Origin of the sequence: Streptomyces sp. NPDC006997 (assembly GCF_040635175.1) — a bacterium.
Lineage (GTDB): Bacteria > Actinomycetota > Actinomycetes > Streptomycetales > Streptomycetaceae > Streptomyces.
This window is the reverse complement of the sequence record NZ_JBEYHH010000023.1, coordinates 81,352-104,082: the sequence shown is the minus strand read 5'-3', so window position 1 is coordinate 104,082 and position 22,731 is coordinate 81,352. Positions and strand designations below refer to the sequence as shown.

The following is a 22,731-nucleotide window of genomic DNA, read 5'->3' as shown; positions in this document are numbered from 1 at the left end:
GCGGAACGAACCCCTCCGCGACAGGATGCACCCATGAAGGGTGACCTTTTCTCCAGTGAGCACATGGCCCAGTTCGCCACGGCGCCGGGCATGACGATCGAGAACTCCAAGTGCGTCAAGTACGCGGTGAACGGGGAGATGCTCGCCCGCCAGGGCGCGATGATCGCGTTCCGCGGCAACCTCCAGTTCGAGCGCAAGGGCCAGGGCGTGGGCGGGATGCTCAAGCGGGCGGTCACCGGTGAGGGCCTGCCGCTGATGGCGGTGCGCGGGCAGGGCGAGGCCTGGTTCGCGCAGGAGGCGCAGAACTGCTTCATCGTCGAGGTGGAGGCGGGTGACGAGTTCACCGTCAACGGCCGCAACGTGCTGTGCTTCGACGCCACACTGGCGTACCGGATCGCCACCGTGAAGGGCGCCGGGATCACCGGCGGGGGGCTGTTCAACAGCGTCTTCTCGGGACAGGGCAGACTGGGGCTGGTGTGCGAGGGCACTCCGCTGGTCATCCCGGTCTCCCCGCAGTACCCGGTGTACGTCGACACGGACGCCGTCGTCGGCTGGACGGCGGGGCTCCAGACCTCGCTGCACCGCTCGCAGTCCATCGGCTCGATGCTGCGCGGCGGCAGCGGGGAGGCCGTACAGCTGATGCTCCAGGGTCAGGGGTACGTGGTGGTCCGGCCGAGCGAGGCCAAGCCGCACACCCCCCAGCAGCGCTGAACGAGAGGTGAACACGCTGTGATAGGCATCCCGGAGATCGAGGCCGCCGCCGCGCGGATCGCCGGACACGTGGTCCGCACCCCCACCCTGCCCAGCCCCGGCCTGTCCGCGCTGCTCGGCGCCCCGGTCACCACCAAGCTGGAGCTGCTCCAGCGCACCGGTTCGTTCAAGTCGCGCGGCGCGACGGCCAAGCTGCTGTCGCTGAGCGGGGCCGAGCGGGCCGCCGGGGTGGTGGCGGTCAGCGGGGGCAACCACGGCGTCGCGCTGGCGGTGATGTCGGCCGCGCTGGACGTGAAGGCGACGGTGGTCATGCCGCGCACGGCACCCGCCCGGTCCGTCGGGATCGCCCGGGACGCGGGGGCCTCGGTCCGGCTGACGGACGGCATGGACGAGGCGTTCGCCCTGATGGGGCGGTTGCGTGACGAGGGCCTGACCCTGGTGCACCCGTTCGACGACCCGGTGGTGATCGCCGGGCAGGGCACGGTGGGCCTGGAGTTCGCCGACGACGCCGACGAGGTCACCGACGTCCTGGTCAGCATCGGGGGCGGCGGGCTGATCGCCGGGGTGGCGGCGGCGTTGCGGGCGCGGCGCCCGGGGGTGCGGGTCTGGGGCGTGGAGACCGAGGGCGCCGAGGCGATGTCACGGGCGCTGGCGGCGGGCGGTCCGCTCCAGGTGCCGCTGTCGTCGGTGGTCACCACGCTCAGCGCGCCGACGGTCTCCCAGCTGACGTACGACCATGTGTCCGCGCTGGTCACCGAGGTGCTGGTGGTCCCGGACCGGGAGGCGGTCCAGGGCTGTCTGGACCTCGCCGAGCACGCGAAGGTGTGGGCGGAACCGGCCGCCGGGTGCCTGCTGCCCGCCGCCCGGCGGGTGCTGGAGCGGGTCGGCACGGGCGCCCGGCTCGGTCTGGTGGTGTGCGGCGGCAACGTGACGACCGGCGATGTCCTCGACTGGTCGGAACGGTTCGGACTGCGCGCGTAGTTCAGTGACGTCCTGTCAAATATGTGTTCTCTGCGTGCGGTTGGCCGCAGAAGATGCCGTGCCCGTTGAACGCCCGGCCGCACCGCCCGCGTACCACTGGGAAAGGGTGAGGCCGGGGTTCAGCGAGGGATGGCCATGGGCGAGGCGCACGTCACCGGGGGCGGTTCGGTCGCCGGGCGGTACCGGCTGCTGGAGGTCGTCCACGGCGAGACCAACCGCGTGTGCTGGTACGGGGAGGACACCCACTCCGGGCGCCCCTGTCTGGTGACCCGGGTCGGACTGCCGCCGGACACCGGAGCGGAGGCGGCGCGGCAGGCCGTCGGCCGGGTGCGGCGCACCTCCGAGGCGATGGCGCTGAGCTGCCCCGGCCGGGTCGCCACCGTCCTGGACGCGGTCGCGGAGCCGGAGGCGCTGTGGATCGTCACCGACCGGGTCACCGGTACGCCGCTCGGCGAACTCCTCGCGGCGGGGGACGCCTTCTCCCACGCGCGGGTGGCGCGGATCGGGCTCGAACTGCTGGAGGTGCTGGAGGCCGCGCACGGGGCGGGCATCACCCACGGGGAACTCAGCCCCGGCCAGGTGCTGGTGCCCGAGCGGGGCCCGGTCGTCGTCTGCGGGTTCGGGCTGGCGGGCGCCACCCTCGCGCCCCGGCTCACGGCACCGTCGTACGCCTCGCCCGAGCAGGCCCGGGACGAGCGGGTGGGGCCCGCGGCCGACCTGTGGGCGCTGGGCGCGATCCTCTACGCGGCCGTGGAGGGGCGTCCGCCGTTCCGGGAGCGGGGGCGGTTCGAGAGCACGCTCAGGGGCGTCGACCGGCTGCCGCTGCGCACCCCGCTGCGGGCCGGTCCGCTGACCCGGGTCGTGCAGGGGCTGCTGCGCAGGGACGGCCGGGACCGGCTGACCCGGCCGGTGGTCCGGGAGGCGCTGGCGCGGGTGCTGCGCGCGGACGCCGAGGCCCCGCCGCCCGCCGCGGCCGCGTCCCGGCCGCACCGCGCGCACCAGGGCGGGCGGGGCTGGAGCCGCCGGACCATGGTCACCGGGACGACGCTGGCGGTCATCGGCGTCGCGGTCGCCGTCCTCGCCACCACCCACCAGCTGACCCGCACCGACCCCACCGCCGCGCGTACCCGGCCGGAGCCGTCCGCCTCCCCCACCGGCACCACACCGCCCCCGTCCCCGTCCCGCTCCCCCAGCCCCTCAGCGTCCCGCCCCGCCGCACCGGCGCCGACCAGGCCCACCCCCACGGCCACCACGCCGACGCCCGCCACGCCTCCCACGCCCTCCCCCACGGTCCTCCCGCTCGGCTTCCGCCGCTACGACGCCCCGGAGGGGTTCTCCGTCGCCCTGCCCGAGGGCTGGGGACCGCTGCGCACCACGCGCGTGCCGGGCCTCGCCTACCGCGTGGTGCTCGGCGCCCGGGACGATCCGCGCACCCTGACCGTGACCTACAGCGAGCGCCTCGGCCCCGACCCGGTGGCCGTCTGGCGGCAGGACGTCGAACCGGGCCTGAGGCGGGCCGGGGGCTTCCGGCGGATCGGGGACATCCGGGCGACGACGTACCAGGGACGGCGGGCCGCCGACTTCGAGTGGCTCGCCGAGGTCCGCGGCGGCACGCTGCGCACCTTCGGCCGCGGCTTCCTCGTCGGTGAGGGCCGCGGCTTCTCGCTGCGCTGGACGACGCCCGCCGACGACTTCGGCGCCACCGCCAACCGGCAGGCACTCGACGCCTTCCTGCGTACCTTCCGGGGTGTCTCCCGCTGACGGCCGTTTCCCCGTCCGGACCCCGGGGGACTCGCCGCCTATGGTGCGAATCGGATACACGATGCTGACCGAGCAGGCCGGCCCCCGTGAGCTGGTCGACCATGTCGTGGGGGCCGAGGAGGCGGGGTTCGACTTCTCCGTGACCTCCGACCACTACTTCCCGTGGCTGCGCTCGCAGGGCCACGCGCCGTACGCGTGGAGCGTGCTCGGCGCCGCCGCGCAGGCGACCCGCCGCATCCCGCTGATGACCTACGTGACCTGCCCGACCTTCCGCTACCACCCGGCGGTCGTGGCACAGAAGGCGGCGACGGTGCAGTTGCTGTCCGAGGGGCGGTTCCGGCTCGGCCTCGGCTCCGGTGAGAACCTCAACGAGCATGTGACCGGCGGCGGCTGGCCGTCGGTCGACGTACGCCACGAGATGCTGGAGGAGGCGGTCGGGATCATCCGGGACCTCTTCCAGGGCGGCCACGTCAACCACCGGGGCCCGCACTTCGACGTGGAGTCGGCCCGGCTGTGGGACGTGCCCGACGAGCCGCCGCCGATCGGCGTCGCCGTCTCCGGCGAGCAGTCCTGCGCCCTCGCGGGACGACTGGCGGACCTGGTCATCGCCACCGAGCCGAAGCCGCACCTGCTGGAGTCGTTCGACCGGCACGGCGGCGCGGGCAAGCCGCGGGTGGGCCAGCTCCCGGTCTGCCACGACACCGACCGGGACACGGCGGTGAAGCGGGCGCACGACCAGTTCCGCTGGTTCGGCAGCGGCTGGAAGGTGAACTCGGAGCTGCCGCACCCGGACTCCTTCGACGCCGCCACCCAGTTCGTCACCCCCGACGACGTCGCCGCGTCCATCCCCTGCGGCGCCGACCCGGACGACTTCGTCGAGGCGGTACGGCCCTACGCCGAGGCCGGTTTCACCGAGGTCGCGCTGGTGCAGATCGGCGGCCAGGCGCAGGAGCCGTTCCTCCGGTGGTCGAAGGACACGCTGCTGCCCGCGCTGCGGGAGGCGTTCGGCGATCACCCGGCCGGCTGAGCATCGAGGGCGCGAGCCGGGATACCCGTGCCGCTGTGTACCGGTTTCCGTGTCGCGCTCAGGGAGGGCCCCGTGGTGAATCCGTTCGTGCAGCAGACGTTGGTCATGCAGCTCCAGGCGGGCGGCACGAACCGCTTCCCGGTGCTGACCCACCTCAGCTACGACCCGGCCGACCCGTTCGCGGTCACCGCGGTGTTCAGCCACGACGGCCGGGTGCTCGCCCGGTGGCGGCTCGACCGGCAGATGCTCTCCGACGGGCTGCGCGGCCCGGTCGGGGTGGGTGACGTGCGGTTCAGCCCGACCGGCAGCAGCCGGTGGGAGGAGCTGCGGATGGAGTTCTTCGGCGACAGCCACCCGGACGGTGCCCGGCACCACGCGGTGGTGTACGCGTGGGCGCCGGCCGTCGCCGCCTTCCTGCGCAGGACCTACGAGGTGGTCGCCCCGGGCAGCGAGCGGGTCCACGTGGACGACTTCCTGGCGGAGGTCATCACCGACGGCTGAGCCGGGGCCGGGCCGGTTCAGCGGCTGGTGTGCCGGCGCCGGGTCCACAGCGGCAGCGCGTACCAGCACAGCAGGTACCAGAGCAGTACGCCGCTGACCAGCCACGGCACGATGGGGTCGTCGGTGGCCACCCGCAGGATGAGCAGCAGCGCGCAGGTCATGGTGGCGAGCAGCAGCACCAGGCCCACGTGGGTGAGCCGGGAGGCGAGCCGCACCGCCTGCGGCTTCACCCGGCGGCCGGAGACGATGCGGTGCAGCGACACGGGACCTATCAGCGCCCCGGTCGCCGCGGCCCCCAGCATGACGGTCACGATGTAGATCGTCTGGTTGGCGTCGGTGAGGTCGCGGTAGACCGGGGTGAACACCACCGTGAGGAGAAAGCCGAACAGGATCTGCACGCCCGTCTGGGCGACCCGGACCTCCTGGATCAGCTCCTGCCACATCCGGTCGGCCCTCTCCTCCTCCGTCTCGTTGCGCCCCCTGCTCCGACTGACGTTGTCGTCGGTGACGGTCACGGTGTCCTCCCGGTGCGAGCCGACCTCAGGTCTTCTGTCACAGCGGGTTCCCCGGAGAGGCGCTTTTGTGTCAGCCCGTCCGGCCGGCGGCTACCAGCGGTGCTCGACCTGCTCCCGGATCCGCCGGTCGTACAGGTCCCCGATCGCCGTCAGGGTCTCCGGCGGAAGCGCGGGGAGCGCCGCGGCGGCGGCGTTGGCGCGGGCCTGCTCGGGTGAGCGGGCGCCGGGGATGACGGTGGTGACGCCGGGCTGCTGGATGATCCAGCGCAGCGCGAGCTGGGCGGGGGTGCAGCCCTCGGGGGCGAGGGCGGCGAACTCGGCGGCGGCCTCCACGCCGGTGGCGAAGTCCACGCCGGAGAAGGTCTCGCCCTGGTCGAACGCCTCGCCGTGCCGGTTGTAGGTGCGGTGGTCGTTCGCGGCGAAGACGGTGTCCTTCGTGTACTTCCCGGACAGCAGCCCGGAGGCGAGCGGCACGCGGGCGATGATGCCGACGCCCGCCTCGGCGGCGGCCGGGAGGACCTCGCGCAGCGGCTTCATCCGGAACGGGTTGAGGATGATCTGCACACTGGCCACGTTCGGCCGGGCGATCGCGGTCAGCGCCTCCGCGCAGGTCTCCACGCTGACGCCGTAGGCGGCGACGCGCTCCTCCTCGACCAGGGTGTCAAGGGCGTCGAAGACCTCGTCGGTGGAGTAGACGGGGGTGGGCGGGCAGTGCAGTTGCACCAGGTCGATCCGGTCGACGCCGAGGTTGCGGCGGGAGCGGTCGTTCCAGGCCCGGAAGTTGTCCAGGACGTAGTTCCCGGGGAGCTGGTCGACCCGGCGGCCCATCTTGGTGGCGACCAGCATCCGCAGGTCCGGCCGGGCGCGCAGGAACGCCGCGATGGTCTGCTCGCTGCGTCCGTCGCCGTAGACGTCGGCGGTGTCGAAGAAGGTCACTCCCGACTCGGCCGCCGCCTCCAGGACCGCGAGGGCCTCCTTGTCGTCGACGTCGCCCCAGTCGGCGCCGAGCTGCCAGGTGCCGAGGCCGACGACGGAGACCCGCTGACCCAGCCTGTTCATTGCGCGTTCTTCCATGGCGTCAGTCTGCCATCCGCTCGTGGGAGCGCTCCCGGGAGGCCAGGGTTCGCGCGTGCAGGGTGCGGGCGAGGGCCGGGCCGAGGCGTCGCTTGAGGTGGCGTACGGCGGTCAGCCGCCCGGCGGCGCGGTCGAGGCGGTGGTACAGCCGGGGCGGGAGGTGCGGCAGGAGGGGCGAGTGGCGCTGGCCGAGGAGCGCGAACATCTCCTCCGGCGGCAGGGCGGTGTAGCGCGGCAGGCTCTCGTACCAGAGGGCGCTGTGGCGGGCGGCGCTCTGCGCGGGCAGGAGGGCGGCCTTGCGGTGCCGCTCGTAGTGGGCGAGGGCGTCCGGGAGGGCGGGGTGCCGGCGCAGGGCTCCGGCGAGGGCGACGGCGTCCTCCAGGGCGAGGGTGGTCCCGGCGCCGATGGAGTAGTGGGTGGTGTGGGCGGCGTCGCCGACCAGGACGAGGTTGCCGTGGCGCCAGGTGCGGTTGGTGAGGGTGCGGAACGTCTGCCACTGCCGGGCCGGGCCGTGCGCGGACGGGCGGGCGATGAGCCGGTGGCCGTCGAGGACGTCGGCGAACAGGCCCTCCAGCAGGGCGAGTCCGTCGTCCTCACCGGCGCGGTCCAGGCCGAGCCCGGCCAGGGTGGCGGGCTCGCACTCGACGACGCAGGTGCTGCGGTCGGGGCCGTACGGGTAGCCGTAGCACCAGATCCAGCCGTGCGCGGTCTCGGTGAAGGCGAACGTGAAGGCGTCGAAGACCTTGGTGGTGCCGAGCCAGACGTAGGGGTTGCGGCCGGTGCTGGCGCGGGTGCCGAAGTGGTCGGCGTGGCGGGTGCGCAGGGCGCTGCGGACGCCGTCGCCCGCGACCACCAGGTCGGCCCAGCCGGGCGGGTCGTCGGCGGTGATCTCCTGGCCGTACTCCAGGCGTACGCCGAGGGAGTCGGCGCGGGCCGCGAGGATCTCCAGGAGGCGGTGGCGTCCGATGCCGAAGCCCTGGTCGCCGGGGTGCCGGACGGTGCGGCCGTGGATGCGCGCGACGCCCTCGGTCCAGCTCAGGGACGAGGCGGCGACGGCGCGCGCCGACTCGGGGTCGTGGGTGTGCAGCTTGTCGAGGAGCCCGCGCCAGTAGGTGACGCCCCAGCCGTAGGTGGAGCCCTCCGGGTCGCGTTCGTGGACGGTGATGTCGTGGGACGGGTCCTGGAGCTTCAGCAGGATCGACAGGTACAGGCTGGCGGGCCCGCCGCCGACGCAGGCGACCTTCACGTCACACTCCTCGTTCGTCACTCGGCGAAGTCGTCTCGACGCGCAGAGTAACAGCGGGGTGGCGGGCCTCCGGCTCCGTCGGGGCGGGCGCGCCGCCCGCTATCCGGCCGCCGCGGTACGGCACTCCGGGTGGCCCCAGCCCTGGTCGTTCCTGGCGATGGGCTCACCGGCCGCGTAGGAGCGTCCGCAGACGCAGCGGCCGGGGAACTTGGCCTTGATCGTGCGGGGGGAGCCGCCGCGCTTGGCCGCGGTGGCGGTGCCCGTGGGCTTGCGGCGCGGGTTCTTGGCCGGCGGGGTGTCCGGCGCGGACGGCGGCTCCGGTGAGCCGAGGGCGCTGCCCGCCGCCTGCTGGGCGACGGCGGCCTGGCTGGCGGCGCGGTCGGCGAAGTCGTTCAGCTTGTCGCCGTCGACCTGGTGGGCGGGGACGTAGCGGAACTCCACGTCGCGTCCGTCGAGGAGCGCGTCGATGCGGACGACGAGTTCCTGGTTGGCGACCGGTTTCCCGGCGGCCGTGCGCCACCCGTTGCGCTTCCAGTTGGGCAGCCAGGTGGTGACCGCCTTCATCGCGTACTGGGAGTCCATCCGGACCTCCAGCGGCACCTCCGGGTCGGTCGCCGTCAGCAGCCGTTCCAGGGCGGTGAGTTCGGCGACGTTGTTGGTGTTCCTGCCGAGCCCCCCGGCCTCCCAGCGGGCCGGGGTCTCCGTCTCGTCCGCGACGACCCAGGCCCAGCCCGCCGGTCCCGGGTTCCCCTTCGAAGCCCCGTCGCACGCGGCCACCACACGTTCACGCATGGCTCCGATCATGCCACGGCGGGCCGGGGGCCCGGTCGCCGAGGTCAGGACACGTCGGTGGTCCCCGGTGGGTCGCCCGCGGTGGTGGAGGTGTCGACCACCGAGAAGCGGGCGCCCTGCGGATCGGTGAGCGCGGCGCCGTCGCGGAGTGCCGTACCGGCGTGCCACGACGACGTCACGGACGTGGAGCCGCCCGGGTGCGGGTCACCGGGATCCACAGCTGCGCGTCGGAGCGCGCCGGGTCGTCCCCGGTCGGGCGCGTACGCAGGATCTCCGGCCCCGGACGGTACTCGTAGGGGTTGGAGGGGATCCACTGGGCGGCCACGTCGCCCCACATCTGCTGCAGTGCCCGCGGGAACGGCCCGGTGTTCTCGAACACGGCCCAGGTGCCCGCGGGGCAGTCCAGCACGTCGAGGTCGTCGGGCACGTCGGCGGCCCCGGTCACCACGGCGTGGTAGAAGTCGAGTTCGCTGCCCTCCTCGAAGCCGTCCGACCGGCGCACGGTCGCCGACACCACGCCCTCGGGGTCCTGGTCCGAGAGGGCGACGATCCGCGCCATCGTCTCCGGCGAGACGCTCCGGACGTGCTCGACGATGTGCGGGTTGACGCCCTCGTAGATCAGCGGGACGCGGGCCTTCTTCCCGACGACCCGGAATGCTTCCTTCTCGACGATGCGGTACCGCATGGTGCTGTTCCCTTCGACGGTGAGCCGGAAGGACAGCCGGGGCTGCGCGTTGAGGGCCGCGCCGGTGCGCCTGGCCTCGCCGGGACCGACCCCGTGCATGGCGCGGAACGCCCGGGCGAAGGCCTCCCCCGAGGAGTAGCCGTAGCGGACCGCGATCTCCAGCAGGGTCGATTCCCTGCCGAGCACCTCGGCTCCGGCGACGGTGAGCCGCCGACGCCGGACGTACTCCGACAGCGGCATCCCCGCCAGCGACGAGAACAGCCGCCGGAAGTGGTACTCGGACATGATCGCGATCCGGGCCAGCCCGGACGCCTCGACGCGCTGGTCGAGGTGGTCCTCGATGTGCTCCATGGCCTGGTTCAGCCGCTCCAGCAACCCCGGCCTCCTTTCCTCCGGTCGCCCACGTTAGGAAGGGGCAAGCCTGCCGCACCCGACATCCTGTGCCCGCTCCGGTCGGGTGCCGCGCCGCGAACCGGGCGGCGGTGACCGTCCCGGCGGTGGTTCGTTGCTCCCTTGAACGCGTCGAAGGCGCGCGTCGAGGCTCAGGGAGGTGACGAGGGTAGGAATCCCTGGACCTGACCGCCGCCCCGACCTACACGTGACCGTCTACACCGCCGCACCCACCGCCCCTCCGAGGAGGCCCCACGCCTACCCGCCTCCCTCGCCGCCCCGAGGACACCACCCCGCCCGCACGGCACCTCACCGGTTGAGACGTCCGGTCCGCAGGCGGCTCGGCGCCCGGAAGCGGCGTTGTCGGTGGGCTCTGCCAGGGTGGGGGCCGTGGATGAGCTGGTGGAGCGGGTCGACGAGCGGGATCACGCGTGGGGGGTGGTGGTCAGCAGGCGGCAGGCCATTCTGGAGGGGTGGCCGCACCGGGTCGCCGTGACGGTGTGCCGTGACGAGCGGGGGCGGATCCTCGTCCACCGGCGGTCGGAGCGGCTGTCGCGCTTCCCGGGGCACTACGAGGTCATGGTCGGTGGGGCCGTGACGGCCGGTGAGTCCTACCAACAGGCCGCCGCGCGGGAACTCGGCGAGGAGCTGGGCGTTCGGGTGCGGCCACGTCTGCTGTTCACGTTCCTCAACCGTGGCGGTCTGAGCCCGCACTGGCTCGGCGTGCACGAAGCCCTGGTGTCGGAGGCCGTGGTTCCCGATCGCCGTGAGGTCGCCTGGTACGGCTGGCTGACGGAGCCGGAGCTGCTGTCGGCGCTGCGGGAGTGGAGGTTCACTCCCGACAGCCATGAGGCCTTCAGCCGGTATCGCGCGGTCCGGCGACCGGGGCCGGGCCGTGGTCGTCCGCTGGCGGAGAACGGCCCGTAGCCCCGGTCGTACAGCGGCTCACTCGCCGGCGTGGGCCTTCTCCAGGGTGGCGATGTCGAGCTTGCCCATCTTCAGCATCGCCTGGGTGGCGCGGGCCGCCTTCTGCGGGTCGGGGTCGCTGACCAGGGCGGGCAGTCGCTCCGGGATGACCTGCCAGGAGACCCCGAACCGGTCCTTGAGCCAGCCGCAGGGGCCGGGCTCGCCGCCGCCCTCGGTGAGCCGGGACCAGTAGTGGTCGACCTCGTCCTGGTCGTCGCAGAAGATCTGGAAGGAGATCGCCTCGTTGAAGGTGAACTGCGGTCCGCCGTTCAGCGCGACGAACCGGTGGCCGTTGGCGGTGAACTCCACGGTCATCACGGACCCGGCGGGACCCGGCGCGCCCTCGGGGTAGTGGGCGACCCGCTCGATGCCGGAGTCCTTGAAGACGGAGACGTAGAACTCGGCGGCCTCCTGGGCCTGGCCGTCGAACCAGAGGCAGGTGGTGAATCCGTCGCGGCTCATGGGTGGTACCTCCCGGGTGCGGTGTGGGTGTGTGGAACACGGTCGTTTGTAGGACCGGTGCCGGTCCGGAAACTCATCGCCGCCTCGGCCCCGGCCGTGCGCGGTCTGCCGTCGGCGAATCTGCCAGGGGCCTAGAAAGGCCCGGAGGCTCCTGTTCCCGGCCCACAGTGGGGTCGACCGCGGTTCACGACCACGACGGCCACCACGACGAGGAGCGACTTCCGATGTCTCCACTCACCACGGGCCCGGTGCGGGGGCTGCTGCCCCGGGCCGAGGAGGGCGACACCCCTCCCACCCCGTACGACGACCAGCTCGCCGCCCAGCTCCTCGGTCAGCGGATCGTGCTGCTGGGCACCCAGGTCGACGAGGTCTCCGCCAACCGGGTGTGCAGCCAGCTGCTGATCCTGTCGGCGGAGGACCCGCGTACCGACATCAGCCTGTTCATCAACAGCCCCGGCGGCTCGGTCCACGCGGGCCTGGCGATCTACGACATCATGCGGCTGATCCCCAACGACGTGTCGACGCTCGCCATGGGGTTCGCCGCCAGCATGGGCCAGTTCCTGCTGAGCGTCGGCACCGCCGGGAAGCGGTTCGCGCTGCCGCACGCGCGCGTCATGATGCACCAGCCGTCCGCGGGGATCGGCGGGACCACCGCGGACATCGAGATCCAGGCGGACCACCTGGACTTCACCAAGCGGACCATGGAGCGGCTCACCGCCGAGCACACCGGGCAGACCCCGGAGACCATCGCCCGCGACGGCGACCGCGACCGCTGGTTCACCGCCGAGGAGGCCAAGGAGTACGGCATGGTGGACCACGTCGTCGAGTCGCTCGCCGACGTGCGCCCCGCCGCCGCCCGACGACGGATCGGACTGTAGCGATGGGGACGTACACGATTCCGAACGTGGTGGAGCGCACCCCGCAGGGCGAGCGGTCCTACGACGTCTTCAGCCGCCTGCTGTCGGAGCGGATCATCTTCCTCGGCACCGAGATCGACGACGGCGTGGCCAACGTCGTCATCGCGCAGCTGCTGCACCTGGAGTCGTCGGCGCCGGAGCAGGAGATCGCGGTCTACCTGAACTCGCCGGGTGGCTCGTTCACGTCGCTGATGGCGATCTACGACACGATGACGTTCGTCCAGGCGCCGATCTCGACGTTCTGCGTCGGCCAGGCGGCCTCCACGGCGGCCGTGCTGCTGGCGGGCGGGGACCCGGGACGGCGGTTCGTGCTGGAGCACTCGCGGGTGCTGCTGGGCCAGCCCGCGTCGGGCGGGCAGCGGGGCATGATCTCCGACCTGGCCCTCCGGGCCAAGGAGATGGTGCGGATCCGCGCCCAGGTGGAGGAGGTGCTGGCCCGCCACACCCACCACGACCTCGCCACCCTGCGCGCCGACATGGACCGCGACAAGGTGTTCACCGCGCGGGAGGCGGTGGAGTACGGCCTGGCCGACGAGGTCCTGAGCCGACGCCTCGTGACCGTCTGAGCGGACCGCGAGCCGGAGACCGGCGGCCCCGCTGACGTCAGCGGGGCCGTCGGCGTCTGCTCAGGCCGCCAGGCACAGACCGCCGTACGGCGAGCCGCCCGGACCGCGGCCCCGGTGGACCGGGGTGGCGCTGGTGACGCGGGTCAGTTCCCGGTGGGCCAGGGACAGCAGGTCACCGAGAGTCAGGTCGAGGGCACCGGCGGCGGCCGCGAGGACCTCCGAGGAGGCTTCCTTGCGGCCCCGCTCCACCTCGGACAGGTACGGCACGGAGATCCGGGCGGTGTCGGCGACGTCCTTGAGGGTGCGCTCCTGCGCCAACCGCTCGCGGCGCAGGACGTCTCCGACCAGGTCCCGCCACAGCGGTTCACGCGCGGCCTCCGGTCGGCGTACGGCGTCCGGCCGCACCGGCTCGGGCCGGGCGGACTCCGGGCGTAGGGGTTCTGGTCGCGTGGGCTGCGGTTGCCCGGATCGCGGACGTAGCGGACGCGGGCGCAGAGGAATGACGCGGGCTTCGTTCGGCGTGGGGCCGCTCACCTGGTTGCTCACCCTCCCAGCCTAGGAGTCCCGCGCGGCACGGGAAGAGGACGGCGTTCCGCTCTCGGTGGAATCCGCGGCCGGGGTCGCGGTCGCCGCCCGGGCCGGTGCGGGTGATTCTCGCCATCCCGGCGCACCGACCGCATGTGCCCCCCGACCCCGGGTATCCGGAGGGGGCGAACCCGCCGTGGGCTCGGCGCGGAGTTCGCGGAAGCGGTGCATAGGTCCTCCGGTTGCGGGTACCTGGCCTCGGGCAGCAATGCCGCTGGTCCCGTACGCAGTCGAGCCCGTAGAAAGGGCAGACGTCGAACCATGACTTTCCGGGGAGAGCCAATGGACACCGCCGTGAGCCGGTCGGAGGCGAAGTTCGAGCAGAACGGTGCCGAGGGCAGGGTAGGCAAGGGGCTGGTGCCGGAGGTCGTGGACCCGCGGTCGGTCGCACCCCGCGACGCCCGGGCCCTGTCACGCCAGTTCTTCCGGCGCCTCGCGGAGCTGGAGGAGGGCACCCACGAGTACCAGTACGCCCGCAACACGCTGATCGAGATGAACGTGTCGCTGGTGCGGTTCGCCGCCGGACGGTTCCGGGGCCGCGGCGACGACATGGAGGACATCGTCCAGACCGGCATGATCGGCCTGATCAAGGCCATCGACCGGTTCGAACTGGCACGCGAGGTCGAGTTCACCTCCTTCGCCCTGCCGTACATCGTCGGCGAGATCAAGCGGTTCTTCCGCGACACCACCTGGGCGGTGCACGTACCGCGCCGCCTCCAGGAGCTGCGGGTGGAGCTGGCCAAGGCGCGCGAGGAGCTGGCCAGCAGGCTGGACCGGGAGCCGACGGTGGCCGAGCTGGCCACGCTGATGAACATCTCCGAGGACGAGGTCGTCGAGGCGCAGATCGCCGCCAACGGCTACAACTCCTCCTCCCTCGACGCCGCCCTCACCGGCGACGGGCCCGAGTCCGGCGAGGCGGTCCTCGCCGACTTCATCGGGGTGGAGGAGCACGGGCTGCGGCTGGTGGAGGACTTCCAGTCCCTCGCCCCGCTGATGGCGGAACTCGACGAACGGGACCGGCGCATCCTGCACATGAGGTTCGTGGAGGAGGCCACCCAGGCCGAGATCGGTGAGCAGCTCGGCTGCTCCCAGATGCACGTGTCCCGGCTGCTGAAGCGGATCATCGTGCGACTGCGCGAGGGGATGCTCGGCGAACTGGGCTGCGCCTGACCCCCGGTGCCGTAGGGGACGGCCCGGCGGGCCGTCCCCTACGGCACCGGGTCGCCGTCGAGCCGCAGCACGGCGCGCACGCGCTTGCCGACCGGCACGCGCTCGACCGCGACCTCCTCGGCCACCGCGTGCACGATCTCCAGACCGTGCCGTCCGACGCGCTCGGGGTCGCGCGGATAGCGCAGCGGCACCGCGTCGCTGCTGTCGTACACCGACACCGCCACCGCGCTGTCGGTGCCCTCCAGCTCCAGGATGTACGGGCCGTTGCTGTGCCGGTCGGCGTTGGTGACCAGCTCGCTGACCACGAGCAGCGCGGTGCCCTCGCAGCGCTCGCCTATGTCGGCGCACCACTCCGTCCTGAGTTGTTCGAGGAAGAGCGCGGCGAACGCGCGTGCCTCGGCGATGCTGCCGGGCTCACCGGTGAAGTGCGCCGCGCGCCACAGTGGTTCCACCGGTACGTCGAACCCAGTCGATACCACTGCCCCGTCCCGGTGGTCGATCATGCGTGTTCTCTCTTCGGAGCCTGCGAAGCTGTCGGAGCTTGCTGAACGTGCTGCTGAGTTCCCGCCGCCCGCGAGTTCCGCGGGCCGACGGTTCCGGCCTTGCCGGACGATGTTGCACCAGTCCGCATACCCCGAGTCGCGCCCCCCAGTCCCGGACCGGGTGACACGGTCGTCACACTCCCGGGTCGGCGCTCGTCGGCGTGTCGGGGTTGTCAGGGCTGTCGGGGGTGGATCCCGAGGTGGTGGGGGTGTCGCTGCCCGGCGGCGGCTCCTGCGTCGTGGTCTCCGGCGGCACCGGTTCCCCGGACGTCTCCGGGGTCCCCGGTCCGGTCGTGCCGGTCGACGGTGGCGTCGGGGTGGACGGCGGCGCGGTGGGGGTGGTCGGGGTGGTCGACGGGGTGGCCGAGTCCTTCGGGGGCTCGGTGGGGCGGTCCTCGGCGCCGGTGTCGCCCCGGTGGCGGCCGAACCAGTCGCCGCTGTCGGGGTCGTACAGCGTGAACACCTCGACGGGCTCGGGCGCGGGCTCCACCACGACGACGTTCGAGGACCGGTACGACGGCCAGGAGTCGCCGGTCGGCTTCGGGGTGGTGCGCTGCGGCACCGGGTCGGTGAGCGGGTTGCCGCAGGCGCAGCGCACCCGGGGCAGGCCGCGGTCGTTGACGAGGATCGCGGTACCGGTCTGCAGGACGGCCTGGTAGCTGGTGGCCTTGCCGTCCTGGTAGCCGTGGTTGGTGACGCGGGTGTCCATGCGCAGCTGCACCGGGGTGAGGGAGCGCAGGTAGGCGGGGACCTCGGTGGGCTTCACCCCGGCGACCTCGGCGAAGGCCCGGTTCCGCGCCTCGTCCTCGCGGAGGAACGTGATCTGCTTCTCCACGTCGCAGCTGGCCGTGTCCCGGGTGCCGCCGTAGAGGCCGGGGGCGTCACCGTCGACGCCCCGCACGGTGTTGGCCGGGGCGGACTCGGTGGTGGCGGACGGGGTGACGGGCGGCACGGAGCTGTCGGTGGCGCTGGAGTCGGTGAACGGGTCGGGGCCCGCCTTGCCCGCGGACTGCAGGAAGATCTCGCCCTCGTCGCCGGTGGCGCTGCCGGAGCCGCCGCCCGAACCGCCACCGGGGCGGGTGAGGACGACGGCGATGATCACGGCGGCCACCACCGCGGCGGTGACGGCGGCGACCCGGGGGACGGAGCGCCACCACGGGCGCCCGGGTCCGGGTGGCTGCGGGGTGCTGGAGCCGCCGCCCGGGGGCGGGGCTGGCGGTCCGGAGGGCGGCTGCCCGGAGCCGCCGGACAGCGGACCGGAGGGGGGACCCGTGGGGCGGCCGGACGACGGCGGTTCGACGCTCACTCAGCTACTTCTTCCCGACGAGGGGCACAGGGCCCCGGACCAACCCCGCCCCCTCCAGTCCATTGTCTGCCCCGGTGCCGGGCCGCCCGCAAGCCGACGCCGACGGACCTCCGGACGGACCTCCGGGCGGGCGGAGTGGGCGGAGCCTGCTTAGCGTGGCAACCGTGATCGCGCGAACCCCTTCCGACCAGGCCGTGGCCCGGCACGGCTGGGCCGAGGCCCTCCTCACCACGCTGGCGGGACTGCTCGCCATGGGGGTGGTCGCCGCGCTCGGGCTGTGGGCGGCGGGCGCGACGGACCTGCCGGACGGGGCGTTCCCCCGGGTGGTCGCGGCGACGGTGGTCACCGCGGTCGGCGGCAGTGTGGAGCTGTCCGGGGACGCCGGGGGCATCGCGGGCACCGACGCGGGGCTGACCGTGCTGCCGCTGTCGGTCGCCCTGACCGGCGCGCTGGTGATCGCCGCCGGTTTCGTCCGGCCGCTGCGGCACCGGGCGGTCGCGGCCACCGGGGAACTGGCCGGGTGGGCGGGCCGGATCGCGGTGCTGTGGCTGCTGGGGGTGCTGGCGCTGGCGCTCGCCGCGCGGCAGACCTTCCAGATCGACCTGGGTGACGACAGGCTCGGTGACCTCGGTGACCTGTTCGGCATCCGTCCCGAGGTCGGGTTCACCACCAACGTGCCGGTGACGCTGCTGTTCGGGCTGCTGTGGCTGGCGGGGGTGCTGGTGCTGGCGCTGCTGGTCTCCCGTACCCCGCTGCCGCCGCGGCTGCTGCGGTTCGAGGAGTCGGTGCGCCCTGCCGCGTACGCCATGGTGGCGCTGCTGCTCGCCTACGTCGTGCTGGGCGTCGTCATCGGGCTGGTGGTCGCGGCGACGCGCGGCCATGTCGCCGAGACGTTCGCGGTGATCCTGCTGGGGCTGCCGAACCTGGTGTGGCTGGCGCTGACGATCGGGCTCGGCGCCACCTGGAACGGGCGGGTGGAGGGGCCGTTCGGGCTGCCGATGCCGCACGTCCTCGACCAGGTGCTGCGGGTGCCGGACATCGCGGAACTCAACCTCCGTACGCTCTCCGAGCACGACGGCCGGGTGTGGTGGCTGCTGGTCGCCGACGCGGTGCTGCTGCTGGCGGCGGCGTTCCTGCTGGCGGCGCGCTCACCGGCCCGGATCCGGCCCTGGCAGCACGCGCTGCACATGGCGGTCGCGCTGGCGCTGACGGTGCTGATGGTCTGCCTGGTCTGCCGGATCTCCGCCCACTACGGCCTGTCGGTCCTCGGCATCGGCGACCTGGGCGGCGGCCTCGCCGGAGACCTGTTCCTGCGCCCCCGCCTGTGGTCGGCCCTGGGGCTCGCCCTGCTGTGGGGCCTGGTGACCGGCTTCCTCGGCGCCTTCCTGGCCCGGCTGCTGGGCCGCCGCCGCGGCGAGGTCCCCACGGTACGCCCCTGAGGCGTGGGGTCAGTACGCGCGCCGCCGGAACACCGGCTCCGCCCAGCGCGGGGGTACGGCGCCGGTGTCGAGCCGGGTCGGGGGGTGGCTGGCGGGCCGCGGGGCCGAGCGGGCCGCGTCGCGCAGGGCGGTGACGAAGGCGAGGCAGGAGTCGTAGCGGTCGTCGGGGGTCTTGGCCAGGGCGCGGGCGAAGACGGGGTCGACGGCGTCGGGCAGGTCGGGGCGGGCGGTGGTCAGCGGGGGCGGGTCGTCGTACTGGTGGGCCCAGAGCAGGGCCATGTCGTCGTCGCGGCGGAAGGGCGGGTGCCCGGTGAGGAGTTCGTGGACGACGCAGGCGAGGGCGTAGACGTCGCAGCGGCCGTCGACGGGGCGGCCGGAGATCTGCTCGGGGGCGACGTAGTCGAGGGTCCCGACGAACTGGCCGACGGTGGTGAGGCCGGTCAGCGACAGGGACTTCTTGGTCAGGCCGAAGTCGGTGAGGTAGACGTGCTCGGGGTGGTCGCTGTCGGTGCCGCGGGCGACCAGGACGTTGCCCGGTTTGACGTCCCGGTGCACGAGGCCGTGTTCGTGGGCGGCGTCGAGCGCGGAGGCGATCTGGGCGGCGATGCGCAGGGCGGTGCCGGGCGGCAGCGGGCCGTCGCGGTCGAGGAGGTGGCGCAGGTCGCTGCCGGGGACGTAGCGCATGGCGATGTAGAGCAGGCCCTCCGTCTCGCCCGCCTCGAAGACCGGCACGATGTGCGGGTGGTCCAGTGCGGCGGCGACCCTCGACTCCCGGGTGAAGCGCAGCCGGAAGGTGGTGTTGCGGGCGAGTTCGGGGGCGAGCAGCTTGAGCGCGACGGTGCGGTCCAGGCGCAGGTCGCGGGCGCGGTAGACGACGGCCATGCCGCCGTGGCCGATCTCCTCCTCGATGCGGTAACCGGCGACCTGGCGGCCGACGAGGTCCGTGTGCCGCCCGGCCAGCGGGAGCGGCTGCTCCGCCGTCATCAGCGGTCACCGTCGGGGCGCACGACCCGGGTGGGAGCGTAGCGGGGGTCCTCATCAGGGGCGGGCGGGGGCTGCGCGGTGGTGGGCGGAGGACCAGCGGTTCCGTCCCGAGGCTCCACCGTCGTGGGCGAGGGCTGGACGGTGGCAGGCGGACGACCAGCGGTTCCGTCCCGAGGCTCCACCGTCGTGGGCGAGGGCTGGACGGTGGCAGGCGGACGACCAGCGGTTCCATCCCGAGGCTCCACCGTCGTGGGCGAGGGCTGGACGGTGGCAGGCGGACGACCAGCGGTTCCATCCCGAGGCTCCACCGTCGTGGACGGGGGCCCAGCGGTGGCGCCCCGGGGCTTCACGGTGGTCGGCGGGGGCTCCGCCGGGGTGGGCGAGGGCTCCGCCGGGGTCGGCGAGGGCTCCGCCGGGGTCGGCGAGGGCTCCGCCGGGGTGGGCGGGAGCGCACCGGTCGCTCCCCGGGGCTCCGGGGCGATGCGCGGGGCCGCCTCGTCGGTCGCGGCGCGGGGCTCGGCGGCCGCGCGTGGGGCGTCGTCGGTGGCGTACGTGCTCAGGCGGGTGCCGTCGCTGTAGAGCCAGCGGCCCTCGTCGGCGTCGTAGAGCCAGAGGGACCCGCCGTCGGCCACCACGCCGAGGCGCAGTCCGTTGGTGCGGTGCTGGAAGGACTCGCCGTCGAGGCGGCCCGCCGCGAGGTCCTCCACCGCGGCCCGGTACCCGGCCAGCGCCCGTTCGGCGCGGGCGAGCAGGGGCCGCGGGTCGGCGTCGGCGGCGAGCGGACCGCCCGTGGTGGGCGGGTCGTCGGGTACGGCGACCAGACAGCGGCCGTCGACCCAGGCGGACCAGCCGTTGGCGCACTCCACCCGCCCCCACTCGCCGCGCCGCTCGGCCAGGACGACCGGCAGCAACGGGTCGAGGGACACGGTCGGCCGGGCCGGGTCGGGCGCCTCCCAGGCGGGCATCCCGTCCCGCGGGACGACGTGCGTGGGCCGGAATCCGGGGGTGCTCATCGGCTACTTCCGCATCACGTGGGGTTCCTGGCGGCGCAGCAGCCGGGACACCACGAGGCCGAAGAGCACCGACAGCACGACGAGCATCCCCACGTTCAGCAGCCACACGTCCGCGGCGTGCCGGAACATCGGGTCGTCGGTGATGTCGGTGGGTACGATCCGGGCGATGTCGATCGTGCCCGCCATCGCGCCGAGCGCCCACCGCGAGGGCACCAGCCAGGCCAGTTGCTGGAGCCCCGGCACGCCGTCCAGGGGCAGCAGCGCGCCGCAGAACACCACCTGCACGATGGCGAGCAGCACCAGCAGTGGCATCGTCACCTCCTCCTTGCGCACCAGCGCGGAGATGAGCAGCCCGAGCATCATGGCCGTGAAGGCCAGCAGGGCCACCGCGACGGTGATCTCGACAAGGGGCGGCATCACCACGCCCTCGCCGCCGGGCGCGTCGAGGTCCACGCCGAGCAGCGCGACCAGGGTGAGGACGACCGCCTGGAGCACGGTGACGGTGCCGAGCACGACCACCTTGGACATCAGGTACGCCGATCTGGACAGGCCGACGGCGCGTTCACGCTGGTAGATCACGCGTTCCTTGACGATCTCGCGGACCGCGTTGGCCGCGCCGGTGAGGACGCCGCCGACGCAGAGGATGAGCAGCGCGTTCATCGCCGTGCGCCGGGTCAGTTCGCCGCCCGCGAGGGCGCGGGCCATGGCGCCCATCACGAACGGCAGCGCGACCATGATGGCGAGGAAGGTGCGGTCGGCGCTGAGCGCGGCGGTGTACCGGCGTACGAGGGTCCGCAGCTGTCCGGTCCAGCCGCGCGGCCGGGGCGGCGGGCCGACGAGGACGGGCCCCTCACGGGGGACCTGGGGCTGCGCGGAGGCGGTGACGTACTTGCGGTGCTGCGCAGAGCCCCGGTACTGCCCGGCCCAGTCCCGGTCCTGGTCGTGTTCGAACGCCTCGAAGGCCTCCGGCCACTGGGTGAAGCCGAAGAAGGACAGGGCGTCGTCGGGCGGGCCGTAGAAGGCGACCTTGCCGCCGGGTGCGAGGACGAGGAGCCGGTCGCAGACGTCGAGGCTGAGGACGCTGTGGGTGACGACGATGACGGTGCGGCCGTCGTCGGCGAGGCCGCGCAGCATGTGCATCACGGAGCGGTCCATGCCGGGGTCGAGTCCGGAGGTCGGCTCGTCGAGGAAGAGCAGGGACGGTTTCGTCAGCAGCTCCAGGGCGACGCTGACGCGCTTGCGCTGGCCGCCGGAGAGGCTGTGTACGGGTTGCCGGGCGCGCTGTTCCAGGCCCAGTTCGCGGATCACCTCGTCGACGCGGTCCCGGCGCTCGGCCTTGGCGGTGTCCTGCGGGAAGCGCAGTTCGGCGGCGTAGGACAGGGCGGCGTGGACGGTGAGCTGGGCGTGCAGGATGTCGTCCTGCGGGACGAGGCCGATGCGCTGCCGCAGTTCGGCGTAGTCGTGGTAGAGGTCGCGGCCGTCGTACAGGACGGTGCCGTGGTCGGCGGGGCGCTGCCCGGTGAGGGCGTTGAGCAGGGTGGACTTGCCCGCGCCGCTCGGGCCGACCACGGCCAGCAGGCACTTCTCCCCCACCGGGAACGACACGTGGTCCAGCAGGACCTTGCTCCCGCGCTCGACGGCGACGGTGAGGTCCTGCACGTCGAGGGAGACCTCGCCGGTGTCGACGTACTCCTGGAGCTGGTCGCCGACGAGGCAGAAGTCGGAGTGGCCGACGCCGACGATGTCGCCCTGCCGGACGACGGCGTGCTCCTCGACCCGCACGCCGTTGAGGTAGGTGCCGTTGTGGCTGCCGAGGTCGACGATCTCGTAGGTGCCGTCGGGTTGGGTGTGCAGTTCGGCGTGGTGGCGGGAGACGATCAGGTCGTCCACGACCAGGTCGTTGTCGGGGCCGCGGCCGATGCGGATGGTGCGGGTGGGCAGGGGGCGGACGCTGGTGGGTCTGCGGAAGGTGTGGGTGAGGGCGGGTTCGTGGACCGCGGAGGGGCGTTCCACGGGGGGCGCGGGAGGTCCGAGCACGACGGCGCGCGGGCCGTCGGTGGCGTTGCCGAAGCGGATCACGCTGCCGGGGCCGACGCCGGACGCGTCGACCCGGCGGCCGTCGGCGTAGGTGCCGTTCGTACTGTGCTCGTCCGCCAGCGTCCAGTGATCGCCCTCGGGCCGGAGCACCGCGTGGTGCCAGGAGACCCGGGCGTCGTCGAGGACGATGTCGCTGAGGGGGTCACGACCGACGTGGTAGTCGCGGGTGGGGGTGATCACCGTCGCGCCCGTATCGGTCTCCAGGACGAGTTCGGGTGCCGTCGTACCGGCGGGCTTCGCCATGCCTGGAATTCTACCGATTCGTCCTCTTGGCTGCCCGGTCACTCGAATGCCCCACCACGGCCGGGCTCAGCCGACCGGCATCACCAGCGCCGGGATGGTGCGCTGCATCCGCAGCGCGTCCACCGACTCCGCGAGGAGTTCGTACTCGGTGGTGTCGTCGCTGGTGGCGATCCTCACCAGCCGTCCGGTGGCCAACTCGTCGGCGACCAGCTCCTGCTGGGCCACGTCGGCGCTCCAGGCGCGCAGCAGCGCGGGCACGTCGGCGACCCCGGCGGCGACCGGGACCAGCGCGCCGGGCGGAAACACCTCCCGCTCGGGGTGCGGGTCGAGCCGCTCGGCGATCCAGATGGCGCGGTCGCGCAGCCACCACAGGGCCAGGGCCAGGGTGGGTGCCCGGTAGGTGCCCAGCGGTACGCCGATGCGGCGCCCGTCACAGATGCCGTACGCGGTGACGTGGCACAGGAATTCGTCGTGCACGTTCGCCTCCCCCGATGCGTCAGTCGCTGCGGGTGGTGCCTCTCCTCCGTACGACTCCGTTGCGTGAACCGTCCCTGACGTTGAGTATCTTCACTCTTGAACCAGTGTCACCACGCCATTCCGGCCACTCTCCTGGCATATTCCGGGGCCCGGTTGGCCAGAAAGAGACGGAGCGCCGCCGAGGCCCCGGACGTGCTCGGCGATGAGCCGCATCAGGGCACGGGCGGAGTCGAAGCGCGGGAGGTGGCCCCCGGTCCTCGTCACGTGCTTGCCGTCACTGC

General features: G+C 73.3%; 23 protein-coding genes and 1 pseudogene. 10 read left to right on the top strand and 14 right to left on the bottom strand.

What is annotated here, in order from left to right; genetic code table 11:
* Positions 1-33 precede the first annotated feature (33 nt).
* The 5 genes from ABZ659_RS23310 to ABZ659_RS23290 all read left to right on the top strand — a co-directional run bounded on the left by ABZ659_RS23310 (position 34) and on the right by ABZ659_RS23290 (position 4,981).
* Positions 34-711 (top strand): AIM24 family protein, encoded by a 678-nt coding sequence (locus ABZ659_RS23310; RefSeq protein WP_360223332.1) that lies wholly within the window; start codon positions 34-36, stop codon positions 709-711.
* Positions 712-729: 18 nt separating this feature from the next.
* Positions 730-1,692 (top strand): threonine/serine dehydratase, encoded by a 963-nt coding sequence (locus tag ABZ659_RS23305; protein ID WP_360223329.1) that lies wholly within the window; start codon positions 730-732, stop codon positions 1,690-1,692.
* Positions 1,693-1,821: 129 nt separating this feature from the next.
* On the top strand, positions 1,822-3,453 hold the full coding sequence (locus tag ABZ659_RS23300) for a serine/threonine-protein kinase (protein WP_360223326.1): 1,632 nt from the start codon (positions 1,822-1,824) through the stop codon (positions 3,451-3,453).
* 40 nt (positions 3,454-3,493) lie between these two features.
* A complete protein-coding gene (locus tag ABZ659_RS23295; protein WP_360223323.1) occupies positions 3,494-4,480 on the top strand; it encodes an LLM class F420-dependent oxidoreductase in 987 nt (328 codons plus the stop codon).
* Positions 4,481-4,555: 75 nt separating this feature from the next.
* Positions 4,556-4,981 carry an SsgA family sporulation/cell division regulator gene (locus ABZ659_RS23290; RefSeq protein WP_360223426.1) on the top strand — a complete coding sequence of 142 codons (426 nt, stop codon included), beginning with the start codon at positions 4,556-4,558 and terminating at the stop codon, positions 4,979-4,981.
* Positions 4,982-4,998: 17 nt separating this feature from the next.
* Here ABZ659_RS23290 and ABZ659_RS23285 read toward each other — a convergent pair whose 3' ends face one another.
* The 6 genes from ABZ659_RS23285 to ABZ659_RS23260 all read right to left on the bottom strand — a co-directional run bounded on the left by ABZ659_RS23285 (position 4,999) and on the right by ABZ659_RS23260 (position 9,668).
* Complete coding sequence (locus ABZ659_RS23285; protein ID WP_360223320.1) at positions 4,999-5,496, bottom strand: DUF6328 family protein; 498 nt, start codon at positions 5,494-5,496, stop codon at positions 4,999-5,001.
* A gap of 90 nt (positions 5,497-5,586) precedes the next feature.
* A complete protein-coding gene (locus ABZ659_RS23280) occupies positions 5,587-6,570 on the bottom strand; it encodes an aldo/keto reductase (protein WP_360223317.1) in 984 nt (327 codons plus the stop codon).
* 4 nt (positions 6,571-6,574) lie between these two features.
* Complete coding sequence (locus ABZ659_RS23275; protein WP_360223314.1) at positions 6,575-7,816, bottom strand: FAD-dependent monooxygenase; 1,242 nt, start codon at positions 7,814-7,816, stop codon at positions 6,575-6,577.
* A gap of 99 nt (positions 7,817-7,915) precedes the next feature.
* Complete coding sequence (locus ABZ659_RS23270) at positions 7,916-8,620, bottom strand: ribonuclease H (protein ID WP_360223311.1); 705 nt, start codon at positions 8,618-8,620, stop codon at positions 7,916-7,918.
* Between the two features lie 32 nt (positions 8,621-8,652).
* Positions 8,653-8,787 carry a hypothetical protein gene (locus ABZ659_RS23265; protein ID WP_360223308.1) on the bottom strand — a complete coding sequence of 45 codons (135 nt, stop codon included), beginning with the start codon at positions 8,785-8,787 and terminating at the stop codon, positions 8,653-8,655.
* Positions 8,784-9,668: an AraC family transcriptional regulator gene (locus tag ABZ659_RS23260; RefSeq protein WP_360223305.1), complete on the bottom strand. Its 885-nt coding sequence runs from the start codon at positions 9,666-9,668 to the stop codon at positions 8,784-8,786. The genes ABZ659_RS23265 and ABZ659_RS23260 overlap by 4 nt, the downstream gene beginning before the upstream one ends.
* A 396-nt stretch (positions 9,669-10,064) precedes the next feature.
* Here ABZ659_RS23260 and ABZ659_RS23255 point away from each other — a divergent pair, with 396 nt between their 5' ends.
* The gene (locus ABZ659_RS23255; RefSeq protein WP_360223302.1) at positions 10,065-10,610 is read left to right on the top strand and encodes an NUDIX domain-containing protein; all 546 of its coding nucleotides are present in this window, start codon (positions 10,065-10,067) and stop codon (positions 10,608-10,610) included.
* 18 nt (positions 10,611-10,628) lie between these two features.
* Here the strand turns inward: ABZ659_RS23255 and ABZ659_RS23250 are convergent, their stop codons facing one another.
* On the bottom strand, positions 10,629-11,111 hold the full coding sequence (locus tag ABZ659_RS23250) for a VOC family protein (RefSeq protein WP_360223299.1): 483 nt from the start codon (positions 11,109-11,111) through the stop codon (positions 10,629-10,631).
* Between the two features lie 224 nt (positions 11,112-11,335).
* Between ABZ659_RS23250 and ABZ659_RS23245 the strand changes: the two genes are divergently transcribed.
* Together ABZ659_RS23245 and ABZ659_RS23240 are read left to right on the top strand one after the other, a co-directional pair.
* The gene (locus ABZ659_RS23245; RefSeq protein ID WP_360223296.1) at positions 11,336-11,989 is read left to right on the top strand and encodes an ATP-dependent Clp protease proteolytic subunit; all 654 of its coding nucleotides are present in this window, start codon (positions 11,336-11,338) and stop codon (positions 11,987-11,989) included.
* A gap of 2 nt (positions 11,990-11,991) precedes the next feature.
* The gene (locus tag ABZ659_RS23240) at positions 11,992-12,594 is read left to right on the top strand and encodes an ATP-dependent Clp protease proteolytic subunit (protein WP_360223293.1); all 603 of its coding nucleotides are present in this window, start codon (positions 11,992-11,994) and stop codon (positions 12,592-12,594) included.
* Positions 12,595-12,654: 60 nt separating this feature from the next.
* Here the strand turns inward: ABZ659_RS23240 and ABZ659_RS23235 are convergent, their stop codons facing one another.
* Entirely contained in the window at positions 12,655-13,128 is a 474-nt protein-coding gene (locus tag ABZ659_RS23235; RefSeq protein ID WP_360223423.1) for a helix-turn-helix transcriptional regulator, read from the bottom strand.
* A 333-nt stretch (positions 13,129-13,461) separates the two neighbouring features.
* On the opposite strand from ABZ659_RS23235, the gene ABZ659_RS23230 reads away from it, so the two are divergent.
* Entirely contained in the window at positions 13,462-14,349 is an 888-nt protein-coding gene (locus tag ABZ659_RS23230) for an RNA polymerase sigma factor SigF (protein WP_360223290.1), read from the top strand.
* Between the two features lie 38 nt (positions 14,350-14,387).
* On the opposite strand, the gene ABZ659_RS23225 is transcribed toward ABZ659_RS23230, so the two are convergent.
* Positions 14,388-14,852 (bottom strand): ATP-binding protein, encoded by a 465-nt coding sequence (locus tag ABZ659_RS23225; protein WP_360223287.1) that lies wholly within the window; start codon positions 14,850-14,852, stop codon positions 14,388-14,390.
* A 172-nt stretch (positions 14,853-15,024) separates the two neighbouring features.
* The gene (locus ABZ659_RS23220; protein ID WP_360223284.1) at positions 15,025-16,197 is read right to left on the bottom strand and encodes a DUF6777 domain-containing protein; all 1,173 of its coding nucleotides are present in this window, start codon (positions 16,195-16,197) and stop codon (positions 15,025-15,027) included.
* Between the two features lie 164 nt (positions 16,198-16,361).
* Here ABZ659_RS23220 and ABZ659_RS23215 point away from each other — a divergent pair, with 164 nt between their 5' ends.
* Positions 16,362-17,636 (top strand): streptophobe family protein, encoded by a 1,275-nt coding sequence (locus ABZ659_RS23215; protein WP_360223281.1) that lies wholly within the window; start codon positions 16,362-16,364, stop codon positions 17,634-17,636.
* Positions 17,637-17,645: 9 nt separating this feature from the next.
* Here the strand turns inward: ABZ659_RS23215 and ABZ659_RS23210 are convergent, their stop codons facing one another.
* The 4 genes and pseudogenes from ABZ659_RS23210 to ABZ659_RS23195 all read right to left on the bottom strand — a co-directional run bounded on the left by ABZ659_RS23210 (position 17,646) and on the right by ABZ659_RS23195 (position 22,450).
* Positions 17,646-18,620, bottom strand: coding sequence for a serine/threonine-protein kinase (locus ABZ659_RS23210; protein ID WP_360223278.1), 975 nt, complete (start codon positions 18,618-18,620; stop codon positions 17,646-17,648).
* Between the two features lie 515 nt (positions 18,621-19,135).
* Positions 19,136-19,633: pseudogene (locus tag ABZ659_RS23205) on the bottom strand (hypothetical protein); the annotation flags it as partial.
* A gap of 3 nt (positions 19,634-19,636) precedes the next feature.
* The gene (locus ABZ659_RS23200; protein WP_360223275.1) at positions 19,637-21,973 is read right to left on the bottom strand and encodes an FHA domain-containing protein; all 2,337 of its coding nucleotides are present in this window, start codon (positions 21,971-21,973) and stop codon (positions 19,637-19,639) included.
* 66 nt (positions 21,974-22,039) lie between these two features.
* Complete coding sequence (locus ABZ659_RS23195) at positions 22,040-22,450, bottom strand: hypothetical protein (RefSeq protein WP_360223272.1); 411 nt, start codon at positions 22,448-22,450, stop codon at positions 22,040-22,042.
* Positions 22,451-22,731: the final 281 nt, after the last annotated feature.